This window comes from Archangium primigenium, assembly GCF_016904885.1.
Taxonomy (GTDB): Bacteria; Myxococcota; Myxococcia; order Myxococcales; family Myxococcaceae; genus Cystobacter; species Cystobacter primigenius.
This window is the reverse complement of record NZ_JADWYI010000001.1, coordinates 4,725,584-4,738,745: the sequence shown is the minus strand read 5'-3', so window position 1 is coordinate 4,738,745 and position 13,162 is coordinate 4,725,584. Positions and strand designations below refer to the sequence as shown.

The following is a 13,162-nucleotide window of genomic DNA, read 5'->3' as shown; positions in this document are numbered from 1 at the left end:
CGGTCCGCTCGACCGTAACAAGCACGGGCCCGGGCGCAAGGCACGCCGCGTGGGAGTTGGAGGCTGTTGGTTGCTTCTGAGCAGGAGGCGTGGCGGACTCCGCCCCCTCATGGCCCTCTCTCGACCCCTGCTGTCCCTGCTGCTGCTCACCGCCCTGCCCGCCTGGGCGAAGCCGCCCCGCCTCACGCTCTTCATCACCGTGGACGCCATGGGCACGGACGTGCTGCTGCGCCACCGGCCCCAGCTCAAGGGCGGCCTGGGCAAGCTGCTCGACACGGGCGCCTTCTATCCCTACGCGCGGTATGGCTACGCCAAGCCGCGCACCGCGGCCGGCCACGCCACGCTCGCCACCGGCGCCCACCCGTGGCGGCACGGCATCGTGGACAACCGCGTCATCGACCGCGCCACCGGCAAGCCCGTGCGGATCCTGCCCGACGACGAGCACCCCGTGCTCGAGGCCCCCCTGTCCACCGACGACGTGAGCCCGGCCAACCTGCTCGCCGAGACGCTCGCCGACCGGCTGCGCCTGTCCACCCAGGAGAAGGGCAAGGCCATCGCCCTGTCGGGCAAGCCCCGCTCGTCCATTCCGCTCGCGGGCCGGCTCGGGCAGGCCTACTGGTTCGACGACACCGTGGGGAAGTTCATCACCAGCACCTGGTACGCGAAGGAGCTGCCCGGCTGGCTCAAGGACTTCAACACCACCCAGCCGCCCGGTGCCTGGCACGGCCAGACGTGGGAGCTGTCCCGGCCGCGCGCCGAGTACACCGGCGAGGATGACCGGCCCCAGGAGGGCGAGAGCTACGGGCTCGGTCGGGTGTTCCCCCACCCGCTCACCGGAGGCCTCGCGGCGCCCGGCCCCGCGTCCTACAGCGCCTTCGCCGTCTCGCCGCTGTCCTTCGACGTCATCGTGAAGGCGGCCGGGGCGGCCATCGCCGGCGAGGGGCTGGGCAAGGACGACGTCCCCGACATGCTGGGGGTGAGCTTCAGCGCCACCGACCGCGTCTACCACCAGTACGGGCCCACCTCGTGGGAGATGCAGGACACGATGTTCCGGCTGGACAAGGCGGTGGGGGATCTCATCGCCCTCGCGGAGAAGGCCGCGGGCGGCCGGGGCAACCTGCTGGTGATGATCTCCGCGGACCATGGCGGCGCGGCGGTGCCCGAGCAGTGGGCGGGCGCGGGCGTGGGCGCGCGGCGCGTGAATCCCGCGCGCTTCGGCCAGCAATTGACCGAGGTGCTGCGCAAGCGCTTCGGCGGCGACGTGACGGCCACGGTGGAGGAATCGGACGTGTACCTGGGCGGCAAGACGCTCGAGGACGGCAAGGGGGACCCGGCGGCGGTGCGCCGCGCCACGGCCGACTGGTTGCGCCAGCAGCCGGAGATCGCCCTCGCGGTGGCGAGCGATGATCTCTACACGATGCCGGACGTGGGGGGCTACGCCATGCTCCTGCGGCGCGGCTACTACCCCCAGCGCAGTGGCGACGTGCTCTACGTGGTGAAGCCCTTCCACGTGCTGTCCAACGACACCTTCGGCAGCAACCACGGCGCGCCCTACGCGTACGACCAGTTGGTGCCGGTGCTCTTCGCGGGCAAGGGCGTGCGGCCGGGCACCTACCTGCGGGAGATCAGCACCACGGACGTGGCGCCCACCCTGGCGGCGGCCCTGGAGATGCTCCCGCCCGCCTCCGCCGAGGGGACCCCACGTTACGAGGCCCTCGGCGGCGGACTCTAGGCCGTCTGGAGGATCTCCAGGGACAGGTCCATGGCGCGCGCCGAGTGGGTGAGCGCCCCCATGGACACGAAGTCCACGCCCAGGACGGCCAGCCGGGGCAGCCGCTCCAGGGTGATGCCGCCGGAGACCTCCAGGGGCACCCGGCCCGCGGTGAGCTCCACCGCGCGGCGCACCTGCGCGTCGTCCATGTTGTCGAGCATCACCACGTCGGCGCCCTCGTCGAGCGCCTCGGCGAGCTGCTCCAGGGTGGTGACCTCGATCTCGATCTTCACGAGTTGGGGCGCGTTGGCGCGGGCCCGGCGGAGCGCCTCGCGGATGGAGCCGCCCACGGCCGCGATGTGGTTGTCCTTGATGAGCACGCCGTCGAAGAGGCCGAAGCGGTGGTTGGACGCCCCGCCCGCCTTGACGGCCTGCTTGGACAGCGCGCGCATACCGGGGGCCGTCTTGCGCGTGTCGAGGATGCGCAGCCGGCTGCCCTTCACCGCGGCCATGACCTGATGGGCCAGCGTGGCCATGCCCGAGGTGCGCTGGATGATGTTGAGCGCGGTGCGCTCGGCGGTGAGCAGCGAGCGCAGTCGGCCATGCAGCCGGGCCGCGATGGCACCGGCCGCCAGCTCCGCGCCCTCGGTCGCGAGCAGCTCCACGCGCACGTCGGGATCCACCCGCCGGAAGACCTGGACGAAGGCGTCCAGGCCCGCGAGCACGAGCCGCTCCTTGACGAGCAGCTCGGCCGACCCCCGCGCCTCGGCGGGCACGAGGGCCTCGGTGGTGATGTCGCCCGCCGCCCCGAGATCTTCCTCCAGGGCGAGCGAGATGAGGCGATCCAGGAAGGCGTCCGTGCGCATCGTGTCTCCTGTCGCGCTAGCGCCGGGGCTTGGAGCCGCGAGCGGGCGACTTCTTCCGGGCGGCGGCCTTCTTGGCCGGAGCCTTCTTGGTGGCGCCCTTCTTCACCACGGCCTTCTTGGCCGGAGCCTTCTTGGCCGGAGCCTTCTTGGCCGGAGCCTTCTTGGTGGCGCCCTTCTTCGCCACGGCCTTCTTGGCCGGAGCCTTCTTGGCGGCACCCTTCTTCGCGGCCTTCTTGGCCGGAGCCTTCTTGGCGGCGCTCTTCTTGGCCGGAGCCTTCTTCACGGGCGCCTGCTTCGCGGCCTTCTTGGCCGGAGCCTTCTTGGCCGGAGCCTTCTTGGCCGGCTTGCGAGCACCCGACGTGCGCGCGGGGCGGGCCGGAGCCGTTGGCTCCTCGTCGGGCATGTCCAGAGCCGGCTTGTAGACCTCGGTCTCCAGGGGCTGGTCGGGCGCCTCTTCCAAGGAGAGGGGCTCCTGCTCCTCCTCCTCGTCCTGCCCTTCCTCTAAGTCGGCGATCGTCCGGGTGTTGAGCTCACGCGGCGCCTCGGAGGCCTCCGCGGGCGCCGCGGCCTGGGCCTCGGGCGCGGAGGTTCCGGTCTCGACGGTCTGGGTCCGGGCCTCCTCGCGCACCGGCTCGGGCGCGTGCTCCGGGTCGGCGAGATCCGGGACCTGGGGCACGGCGGCCTCGGCCTCGGGCGTGAGCCGACCCAGGTTGTCGCGCAACTTGGAGACACGGGCCTCCAGCTCCTCGACGCGGGCGCGATCCTTCTCCACCACGTCCGGCGGGGCCTTGGCGACGAAGTTGGGGTTGTCCAGCTTGCGCTTGATGCCGCCCGCCTCCTGCTCGGCGCGGGTGATCTCCTTGCCCAGGCGCTCGCGCTCGGCGTCCACGTCGATGAGGCCCGCGAGCGGCACGTAGATCTCCAACTGGGCGCCCACGAAGGCGGCGGACAGGGCCGGCTTGGGGCCGGGCGCGGAGATGGTCAGCTCCCCGAGGCCCGCCAGGCGGGTGACATCCCCGCGCCAGCGCTCGAGCAGCTCGCGGGTGCGCGCCTCGGGGCTCTGCACGATCGCGGTGATGCGGGCCGAGGGCGCCAGGTTGCTCTCGCCGCGGAGGGTGCGCAGGCCGTCGATGGCGGCGATGACCGTGCCGATCTCCGCCTCAGCCGCCGGGTTCTCCAGCGCCGTGTCCGGCTCGGGGAACGGGGCGATCATGATGGAGTCGGTGGGCCGCGCCATGGGCAGCTTCTGCCAGATCTCCTCGGTGATGAACGGCATGAACGGGTGGAGCAGGCGCAGGATGCGGTCCAGGCAGTACACGAGCACCGCGCGCGTGGTGTCCTTGGACGCGGCGTCCTCGCCGTAGAGCGAGCCCTTGGCCAGCTCGATGTACCAGTCGCAGAACTCCGACCAGAGGAACTGGTAGAGCGTGCTGGCGGCCTCGGCGAAGGCGAAGGCCTCGAGCGAGGTGCGCGTGAGGGCGGTGGCGCGCTGCAGCCGCGAGAGGATCCACCGGTCCGCGAGCGTGAGGTCGCGCTCGGGGAGGGGCCGCGCGTCCAGCGAGAAGTCCCCCATGTTCATGAGGACGAAGCGGCTGGCGTTCCACAGCTTGTTGGCGAAGGCCTTGTAGCCGGCCACGCGGTCCAGCGAGAGCTTGATGTCGCGGCCCTGCTGGGTGAGCGACGCGAGGGTGAAGCGCAGCGCGTCGGCGCCGTGGGCGGGCATGCCCTGGGGGTACTTGTTGCGCAGGTTCTTGTTGAGCTGCTCGGGGGGCGCGCCCAGGATGAGATCGAGGGGATCGATCACGTTCCCCTTCGTCTTGGACATCTTCTCGCCCTTCTCATCGCGCACCATGGCGTGCAGGTAGATGGTGCGGAAGGGCACGTCCTTCATGAAGTGCAGGCCGAACATCATCATCCGGGCGACCCAGAAGAAGAGGATGTCGTGGCCCGTCTCCATGACGGAGTTCGGGTAGAAGGCCTTGAGCTCGTCGGTCTGCTCGGGCCAGCCCAGGGTGCTGAACGGCCAGAGGCCCGAGGAGAACCACGTGTCGAGCACGTCGGGATCCTGCTCGAGCTTGGAGCCCGAGCACTTCGGACAGGCCGCGGGGGCCGCGCGCGACACGAGGGGCTCGGCGCGCGCGTAGTCGATGGCGCCGGTGGCCTCCAGGCGGGGGCTGCAGTCGGCGCAGTACCAGGCGGGAATCTGGTGGCCCCACCACAGCTGGCGGCTGATGGTCCAGTCGTGGATGTTGCGCATCCAGTGGTAGTACGTGTTGGTCCACGACTCCGGGATGATCTTCGTGCGGCCCTGCTCCACCGCCTCGATGGCGGGCCTGGCCAGGGGCTCGATCTTCACGAACCACTGGGGAGACAGGCGCGGCTCCACCACGGTGCCGCAGCGCTGACAGCCGCCCACGGACAGCTTGTGCGGCTCCTCCTTCTCCAGCAGGCCCTGCTCGGCCAGGTCCTCGAGGATCTTCTTGCGCGCGGCGAAGCGGTCCATGCCCGCGTAGGCGCTGCCCTCGAGGTTGATGCGCGCGGCCTCGTCCAGCACGGTGATCTGCGGCAGCTTGTGGCGCAGGCCCGTCTGGTAGTCGTTGAAGTCATGGGCGGGCGTCACCTTCACCACGCCCGTGCCGAAGGCGGGGTCCACCAGCTCCGCGTCGGCGATGATGGGAATCTCGCGGCCGGTGAGCGGCAGCACCACGAACTTGCCGGCCAGCCCCAGGTAGCGCTCGTCATCCGGGTGGATGGCCACGGCGGTGTCGCCGAGCATCGTCTCGGGACGCGTGGTGGCCACCGTGAGCCTGCGGTCGCTGTCCTTGACCGGGTAGTGCAGGTGCCAGAGCGAGCCCTGCTTCTCCTCGTGCTCGACCTCCAGGTCGCTGAGCGCGGTGTGGCACGAGGGGCACCAGTTGATGAGCTTCTGGGCCCGGTAGATGAGGCCCTCCTCGTACAGCCGCACGAACACCTCGCGCACGGCGGCCGAGACGCCCGGATCCATGGTGAAGCGCTCGCGGCTCCAGTCCAGGCTCGCGCCGAGCACCTTCTGCTGCTCGTTGATGCGCTGGCCGTACTTGTTCTTCCACTCCCACACGCGCTCGAGGAACTTCTCGCGGCCCAGGTCGTGGCGGCTCTTCTTCTCCTTCTCCTTGAGCTCGCGCTCCACCACCATCTGCGTGGCGATGCCCGCGTGGTCCGTGCCCGGCACCCAGAGGGTGTTGTAGCCGCTCATGCGCTTCCAGCGGATGAGGATGTCCTGGATGGTGGCCGTGAGCGCATGGCCCAGGTGCAGGCTGCCCGTCACGTTGGGCGGCGGCAGCACGATGCTGAAGGAGGGCTTGTCCGCGGTGGTCTCGGCGCGGAAGTAGTTGCGCTCCATCCAGCAGGCATACCAACGGGCCTCGACTTCCTTGGGCTCGTAGGACTTCGGCAGTTCGGTCGTGTCGCTCATAGGAAAAAAGAGAACCGGCCCCCAGGGCCGGTGGAAGGACCGGCCCGACGAGGGCCGGTCGGGAAATCGAGGGGAAAAATGAACGTCGCGGAACTGCTCAGTGCTTCGTCTCGCGATCCTTGATGAGCCGCTCCAGCTCCTCGCGGATGATGGTCTCGGCCAGCTGGGGAACGACCTCCCAGGCGATCTTCTCGATGACCTCGCGCGACGCCTTGGACAGGGCGTCCCGGAGCACGGCCTCGCCCCCATCCGCCGAGCGGGCGGCGGGCGCGGCCACGGGCGCGGGAGGAGCGGCCACGGGCGCGGGCGCCGGCTCGGGCGTCAGCGGCTCGGAGTCATCCAGGGACAGATCCTCGAGGCCATTCGCCTCGACGACGGGCGCGGCGGGAGGCGGCTGGGGCGCGGGCGCGGCCAGACCGAACGGATCCCGGCCCCGGATGGCGCCTCCCGGGGGCGCACCCGGAAGCCCGGCGCCCGGAGGACGCGGCAGGCCCGCGACGCCCGGAGGCGGAGCACCCGGAGGCGGCATGCCCGGACGGGCCATGCCCGGAGGCGGAGCACCCGGAGGCGGCATGCCCGGACGGGCCATGCCCGGAGGCGGAGCACCCGGAGGCGGAGCACCCGGAGGCGGCATGCCCGGACGGGCCATGCCCGGAGGCGGAGCGCCCGGAGGCGGCATGCCCGGACGGGCCATGCCCGGAGGCGGAGCACCCGGAGGCGGCATGCCCGGACGGGCACCCGGAGGCGGAGCGCCCGGAGGCGGCATGCCCGGACGGGCCATGCCCGGAGGCGGCATGCCCGGACGAGGACCCGGACCCATGCCCGGCCCCGGAGGACCGCCCGGACGGGCCATGCCCGGCGCGCCCGGACCCGGACCGGGACCCGGCGGCCGAGGACCGGGACCCGCGCCGGGAGGGCCGGCGGGACGCGGCGGGGCGGCGGCTGCGGGCGGCGGCGCGGAGGGCGCCATCACCTGCGTGGCGGCGGACGCGGGCATCGTGTTGCCCTTCTGGCCCACCAGGGTCTTCACCTTGTCGAGCAGCACCTGGCTCTCGAAGGGCTTGGCGATGTGGTCGTCCGCCCGGGCATTGCGCGCACGCGCCTCGTCGAAGGCCTCGAAGGTGCCGGCCAGCAGGAGCACGGGGATGTGCTGGGTGGACGGGTCGTGCTTGAGCGCCTCACAGACCTCGTAGCCGTTCTTGCCCGGCATCATCACGTCCGCGAGCACCACATCCGGACGCAACTCACGGCTGCGCGCGATGGCGTCCAGCCCATTGTCGACCGCGGTGACCTGAAAGTCCTCGGTCGCGAAGATCATCCCGATCACCTTGCGGATGGTGAGCGAATCATCGGCGACCAGCAGATTCTTGGGCATCGGTTCGGGCCTCGGGGGATCCAACCCCCCAGAATTCGTTGAGAAACAGGGACTGGGCGTCCCTTCATACAGGCCGGGCAGCTTACGGTTGCCCACCCGGGCCTTCAAGAAAACTGAGCGGCCCCTCACGAAAACATGCGTGCCAGGTCCGCGAACAGCACGGGCGCCGGGAGCCCGGGCGCGGTGAACTCCCCGGGGCTCTCCGTGGCCTGGAAGCGGGGAAACACGCCCAGCACGCGCGAGGCGCACAGCCCCAGGCGGCGCCCTTCCACCTCGGCCAGCACGAGGAAGTCCTCGGCGAGCACCGGAGCCCCCAGCAGCAGCGCGGGCGCCGAGTAGAGCGGCCAGAGCGCCGGGCCGTGCGGCATCAGCCCCGCGATGGCCCCGCCTCGTCCCGGAAGTGAACAGAAGGCCGCGCCGCGCATCGCCACCTGGGACACGCAGCCCAAGGGCAGACCGAACAGGCGGCCCTGGGACTCGAAGACGAGCGCGCGCTCCGGCGGGGCGGACGCGAGGTGGACCCCCAGGGCCGTGGCGGCCGGGGCTCCGCCGGGCGCCTGGGGCAGCGCATCGGCGTTGATCTCCAGGAAGAGCCGTTCCTTGTAGAGCACCGCGCCATGGCTGGTCGCGGCCAGGGTGGCGCCCAGGCCCGAGGGCATCACGAAGTGCGTGGCCCGCGCCACGTCGACCACCTCCACGATGGAGCGCACGCGCACCGCCAGGGTGGGACTCACGTCGAGGACCACGACCATGCCCGGGACCGACTCGGGCTCGCCGCCCAGCAGCACGGACAGGTCCTGGATGTCCAGCACGCCGCGCAGGCTCGTCTCGTCGGGACCGGGCGCCGCGACCTCGGTGATGGACGTGGCCTCGACGCAGAAGTGGGTGTTGCCCGCTTCCAACAGAAGACAGAGCCGGCGTCCGCTTTCGAAGAGGGGCACACACGCAGGCTAGCAGCCCCGGGGCCTTGATGCTAAGCCCCGGTCGATGGCGCGTCTGCTCCTCGTCGATGACGAAAAGATGGCCCGGACCTTGTACGGCGACGCTCTGCGGGAGCTGGGTCACGAGGTGACCGCGGTCGCTTCCATTCCCGAGGCCAAGGAGGCCCTGGCCCGGGAGCGGTACGACGTGGTGGTGACGGATCTCATCCTCGCCCAGGGCGATGGCATCGAGGTGCTGCGCCACACCAAGGAGAATCACCCGGGCATCGAGGTGGTGGTCATCACCGGCCTGGACAAGGTGGACCCGGCGGTGCGGGCCCTCAAGGGCGGCGCGGCCGAGTACCTCGTCAAGCCCGTGGCGCCCGAGGTACTCCAGCACGCGGTGAACCGGGCCCTGGCCACGCGCGAGCTCCTCCAGGAGAACGCCGCCCTGCGCCGCTCGGTGACCTTGCTGGAGGCCGGCCAGCGCATCTCCACCACGCTCGATCGCGCCCAGCTGGCGCACACCGCCAGCAATGCCTTCCTGACCACCGCCGTGGCCGAGGCGGTGCTGCTGGTGCAGTTCGACCCCCAGGGCCGTCCCCGCACGCTCGGTTCGCTGAAGCTGTCGGGCACGGCCCAGGAGAGCGCCCTGCTCAGCCACCTGCTGCCCCAGGTGAAGGAGCTGCGCGAGACGCGGCTGCTCGCGGGGCCGCTGGGTGAGTGGGACCATGCCCTCGCCGTGCCGGCGGTGGACGGCGACGAGCTGCTCGGCTGCGCCCTGCTCTTCTTCGCCGCGCCGCCCTCCCCGAGCCTCATCGAGCCCGCGGCGTTCCTCGGCCGCAGCCTGGCGCTCGCCCTGCGCAACCACGGCCGCATCGCGCAGGTGGAGGACCTGGCCTACCTGGACGACCTCACCCACCTCTTCAACCTGCGCTACCTGCACCTGGTGCTGGACCGCGAGTTCAAGAGCGCCCAGCAGACCCACGGGGTGTTCAGCCTGCTGTTCCTGGACCTGGACTACTTCAAGGCCGTCAACGACACCCACGGCCACGTGTTGGGCTCGCAGCTGCTCGTGGAGATGGCCCACGTGCTCAAGAGCTGCGTGCGGGATCGGGATGTCGCGGTGCGCTACGGCGGGGACGAGTACGTGGTGCTCCTGCGGGGCACCGACTCGGGCACGGCCCTGAAGGTGGCCGAGCGCATCCGACGCGCCGTGGAGGGCCACCGCTTCCTCGCCGCCGAGGGCCACATGGTGACGCTCACCACGTGCATCGGCGTGGCCAGCTACCCCGAGCACACCCTGGACAAGGCCACCCTGCTGGACATGGCGGACCGTGCCATGTACCGGGGCAAGAAGGGGCCGCGCAACGTGGTCTACGTCGCCGCCAAGGGCCTGGAGGCCACGCCCGCGGCGCGGCACAGCCAGCCCACGGGCAGCTGAGCCCCGGCGCCCGGAGTCTCTCGCCGTTTGGGAATAAAATGCCTCGCGTTGCGGTCGGGCCGGTGGCTCGGCGATGCTCGCGGCCATGGACACCCCGTCCCCGCTCGCACTCCTGCTCGAGGCCCTGGACGCAGGCGATCTGCGAGCGGCGAGAACCGCCGCCGAGGAACTGCAACGCACCCGCGTGGGCTCCACCCAGCTCGCCGCCGAGGTGCTGCATGAGCTGCGTCAACCGCTGCTGGGCGTGAAGGCCTACGCCCAACTGCTCACCGAGGAGCTTGGCCCGCGCGGCGCGCTCAAGCAGGTGCTCGCGCAGGTGGAGCGGATGGAGCAGATCATCTCCGACTTCATCCGCCTGGCCAGCGAGCGGCCCGCGCCCCAGCAGCCCGTGTCGCTGGTGGCGCATGTCCAGGCGGCCGCGCGCGCCTTCGCCCTCAACCCCGAGTCCGCCCGCATCCGCCTGGAGGTGGACGCGCCCGAGGAGCTCGTCGTCGAGGGCAATGGTCGGCTCCTGGAGCAGCTCGCCCTCAACCTCTTCAACAACGCGCGCGACGCGGCGGCCGGCCCCGGCCTGGTCAAGGTGGTGCTCACGCGCGAGGGGCTCGCCCCCATCATGTACGTGGCGGACTGGGGCCGGGGCATTCCCGATGCCGTGCGGGCCCGCCTCTTCGAGCCCTACGTGACGGGCAGCAAGCGCGGCACGGGGTTGGGGCTCGCCGTGTGCCGGCGCATCGCGCACGAGCACCAGGCCCAGCTCGATCTCGCGCCCTCCGATGTCCTGCCGCTCTCCCCCACCCCCTCCACCGTCTTCCGGGTGCGCTTCCCCATCCCAGTCTCCCGCGAAGCGCCTGCCCCGGAGCCCGCCGCGCAGGCCGCGCCCCAGCGCCATCGCCTGCTCGTGGTGGATGACGAGGAGATCATCCGCAGCGTCTTTCGCGACCTCATGGGCCGCGAGTGCGAGGTGATCGAGGCGCCCCACGCCGAGGAGGCGCTCGCCTGGCTCGAGCGCGGGGGCGTGGATCTCATCGTCACCGACAAGAACCTGCCGGGCCTGTCGGGCCTGGAGCTCGCCCAGCGGGCGCGCCGGCTCGATCCCCACTCGCGCGTCATCCTGATGACGGGCTACCCCTCGCTCGTGACGGCGCAGCAGGCGCTGGAACTGGGCGTGCTCGACTACCTGCTCAAGCCCTTCGACGACATCCGCGAGGTGCGCGCGAAGCTGCGCGCGGCGCTCGCCACCCCACCGGCGGGCGCGCGGCACCTGCGTCCGGGAGGACGGCGCGTGGACGTGCTCGAGGACAACCCCACCTCCGCGCGGCGCCTCACCGAGGCCCTCGCCCTGATGGGCCTCGAGGCCCGTGTCCTGCCCACCGTGCCTGGCGAGCTGCCCGCCGAGCCGCCCGCGGCCGTGGTGGTGAGCTGGGACTTCACCACCGCCCATGGTCGGCAGGCCCTGGAGGTCGCCCGGCGGTTGGGCCAGGGCGCGCCCTTCGTGGTGCTCGCCGAGTTCCTCTCCCAGGAGACGATGCTCGAGGCCCTGCGCGCGGGCGCCTCGGGCTGCCTGCCCCGGGACCTGGAGCCGCGCGAGCTCGGCCGCGAGCTCGCGCGCCTGCTCAAGCCCAGCCCCTGAACGCACCACGGCCCCGGTGCCCTCTCCCGCGAGGAAGAGGCCACCGGGGCCGCTCGACTCCCGAAGCTCCTCCCGAGCCCATCAGGGGCCCGGGAAGGGCTTCAGGCGGGACTCAGTAGTCCATGTCGTCGCCGCCGTAGTCCGGCGCGCCGCCAGCCGCCGCGCCCTTGCCCTTCTTCTTGGTGCGCTCGGCGACCATGGCCTCGGTCGTCAGCAGCAGCGAGGCGACGGACGCCGCGTTCTGCAGCGCGGTGCGCTCCACCTTGGTCGGATCGATGACGCCGGCCTTCTCCAGGTCCTCGAACACGTCCGTGCGGGCGTTGTAGCCGAACGCGCCCTGGCCCTCGCGCACCTTGTTGATGATGACGGCGCCCTCGAGGCCCGCGTTGCTCGCGATCTTGCGCAGCGGCTCCTGCAGCGCCTTCTTGATGATGTCCACGCCGAAGTCCAGCTCGCCGCCCAGCTTGAGCTTGTCCAGCGCGCCCAGGCAGCGCAGGTAGGCCACGCCACCGCCGGGGACGATGCCCTCCTCCACGGCCGCGCGCGTCGCGTGCAGCGCGTCCTCGACGCGCGCCTTCTTCTCCTTCATCTCCGTCTCGGTCGCCGCGCCCACGTGGATGACCGCCACACCGCCGGCCAGCTTCGCCAGACGCTCCTGGAGCTTCTCGCGATCGTAGTCGCTGGTGGTCGTCTCCACCTGCGCGCGCAAGAGCTTGATGCGGCCCTCGATGTCCGCGCTCTTGCCCGCGCCGTCGACGATCGTGGTGTTGTCCTTGTCGATGGTGATGCGCTTGGCGCGGCCCAGATCGTTGAGCGTGAGCGCGTCGTACTTGTGGCCCAGCTCCTCGCTCACCACCTGGCCACCGGTCAGCGTGGCGATGTCCTTGAGCAGATCCTTGCGGCGATCACCGAAGCCCGGCGCCTTCACCGCCGCCACGTTGAGCACGCCGCGGATCTTGTTCACCACGAGCGTGGCCAGGGCCTCGCCCTCCACGTCCTCGGCGATGATGAGCAGCGGCTTGCCCGAGCGCGCCACCTGCTCGAGGATCGGGATCATGTCCTGCATCGCCGAGACCTTCTTCTCGCTGATGAGGATGAAGGCGTCCTCGAGCACGACCTCCATGCGGTCGCGGTTCGTCACGAAGTAGGGCGAGAGGTAGCCGCGGTCGAACTGCATGCCCTCGACCACGTCCAGGGTGGTCTCCAGGCCCTTGGCCTCCTCCACCGTGATGACGCCCTCCTTGCCCACCTTCTCCATGGCGTCGGCGATGATGGTGCCGATCGTCTCGTCGCCGTTGGCCGAGATGGTGCCCACCTGCGCGATGGACTTCTTGTCGCCCGTGGACTTGGAGAGCGTCTTGAGCTCCGCCACCACCGTCTCCACGGCCTTGTCGATGCCGCGCTTGAGGTCCATCGGGCTGTGGCCCGCGGCCACCAGCTTCAGGCCCTCCTCGTAGATGGCGCGCGCGAGCACCGTCGCCGTCGTGGTGCCGTCACCCGCCTTGTCCGACGTCTTGGAGGCGACCTCCTTGACCATCTGGGCGCCCATGTTCTCGAACTTGTTCTCGAGATCGATCTCCTTGGCGACCGTCACGCCGTCCTTGGTCACCGTGGGCGAGCCGAACGACTTCTCGATGACCACGTTGCGGCCCTTGGGCCCGAGCGTCACCGCCACCGCGTCCGACAGGATGCGCACCCCGCGCAGGATCGCGTCACGGGCCGACTGGTGGAAGAAAATCTCTTTCGCTGCCATTGTAACCTC

The 13,162-nt window shown here is 71.1% G+C and carries 8 protein-coding genes; 3 read left to right on the top strand and 5 right to left on the bottom strand.

Features of this window, described 5'->3' with window-relative positions:
- Positions 1 to 109 precede the first annotated feature (109 nt).
- Positions 110 to 1,732 (top strand): alkaline phosphatase family protein, encoded by a 1,623-nt coding sequence (locus tag I3V78_RS19595; protein WP_204489988.1) that lies wholly within the window; start codon positions 110 to 112, stop codon positions 1,730 to 1,732.
- On the opposite strand, the gene nadC is transcribed toward I3V78_RS19595, so the two are convergent.
- From nadC to I3V78_RS19575, 4 genes are all read right to left on the bottom strand, one after another.
- Positions 1,729 to 2,577 carry a carboxylating nicotinate-nucleotide diphosphorylase gene (nadC, locus tag I3V78_RS19590; protein ID WP_204489987.1) on the bottom strand — a complete coding sequence of 283 codons (849 nt, stop codon included), beginning with the start codon at positions 2,575 to 2,577 and terminating at the stop codon, positions 1,729 to 1,731. The two genes, I3V78_RS19595 and nadC, sit on opposite strands and share 4 nt — an antisense overlap.
- Positions 2,578 to 2,593: 16 nt before the next feature.
- Complete coding sequence (locus I3V78_RS19585) at positions 2,594 to 6,031, bottom strand: valine--tRNA ligase (RefSeq protein WP_204489986.1); 3,438 nt, start codon at positions 6,029 to 6,031, stop codon at positions 2,594 to 2,596.
- Positions 6,032 to 6,128: 97 nt separating this feature from the next.
- Positions 6,129 to 7,406 (bottom strand): response regulator, encoded by a 1,278-nt coding sequence (locus I3V78_RS19580; RefSeq protein ID WP_204489985.1) that lies wholly within the window; start codon positions 7,404 to 7,406, stop codon positions 6,129 to 6,131.
- 125 nt (positions 7,407 to 7,531) lie between these two features.
- Complete coding sequence (locus I3V78_RS19575; RefSeq protein ID WP_204489984.1) at positions 7,532 to 8,347, bottom strand: defective in fruiting DifE; 816 nt, start codon at positions 8,345 to 8,347, stop codon at positions 7,532 to 7,534.
- Positions 8,348 to 8,393: 46 nt separating this feature from the next.
- Between I3V78_RS19575 and I3V78_RS19570 the strand changes: the two genes are divergently transcribed.
- Together I3V78_RS19570 and sinK are read left to right on the top strand one after the other, a co-directional pair.
- On the top strand, positions 8,394 to 9,770 hold the full coding sequence (locus I3V78_RS19570) for a GGDEF domain-containing response regulator (RefSeq protein ID WP_204489983.1): 1,377 nt from the start codon (positions 8,394 to 8,396) through the stop codon (positions 9,768 to 9,770).
- Between the two features lie 85 nt (positions 9,771 to 9,855).
- Positions 9,856 to 11,400 (top strand): hybrid histidine protein kinase/response regulator SinK, encoded by a 1,545-nt coding sequence (gene sinK, locus I3V78_RS19565; RefSeq protein WP_204489982.1) that lies wholly within the window; start codon positions 9,856 to 9,858, stop codon positions 11,398 to 11,400.
- Positions 11,401 to 11,512: 112 nt separating this feature from the next.
- Here the strand turns inward: sinK and groL are convergent, their stop codons facing one another.
- On the bottom strand, positions 11,513 to 13,153 hold the full coding sequence (gene groL, locus I3V78_RS19560; protein WP_204489981.1) for a chaperonin GroEL: 1,641 nt from the start codon (positions 13,151 to 13,153) through the stop codon (positions 11,513 to 11,515).
- Between the last annotated feature and the right edge of the window lie 9 nt (positions 13,154 to 13,162).

What these genes read in the sequence shown, in the direction of transcription:
- I3V78_RS19595 (WP_204489988.1), top strand. Translation starts at nt 110, where the DNA reads ATGGCCCTCTCTCGACCCCTGCTGTCCCTGCTGCTGCTCACCGCCCTG.
- nadC (WP_204489987.1), bottom strand. Translation starts at nt 2,577, where the DNA reads ATGCGCACGGACGCCTTCCTGGATCGCCTCATCTCGCTCGCCCTGGAG.
- I3V78_RS19585 (WP_204489986.1), bottom strand. Translation starts at nt 6,031, where the DNA reads ATGAGCGACACGACCGAACTGCCGAAGTCCTACGAGCCCAAGGAAGTC.
- I3V78_RS19580 (WP_204489985.1), bottom strand. Translation starts at nt 7,406, where the DNA reads ATGCCCAAGAATCTGCTGGTCGCCGATGATTCGCTCACCATCCGCAAG.
- I3V78_RS19570 (WP_204489983.1), top strand. Translation starts at nt 8,394, where the DNA reads ATGGCGCGTCTGCTCCTCGTCGATGACGAAAAGATGGCCCGGACCTTG.
- sinK (WP_204489982.1), top strand. Translation starts at nt 9,856, where the DNA reads ATGGACACCCCGTCCCCGCTCGCACTCCTGCTCGAGGCCCTGGACGCA.
- groL (WP_204489981.1), bottom strand. Translation starts at nt 13,153, where the DNA reads ATGGCAGCGAAAGAGATTTTCTTCCACCAGTCGGCCCGTGACGCGATC.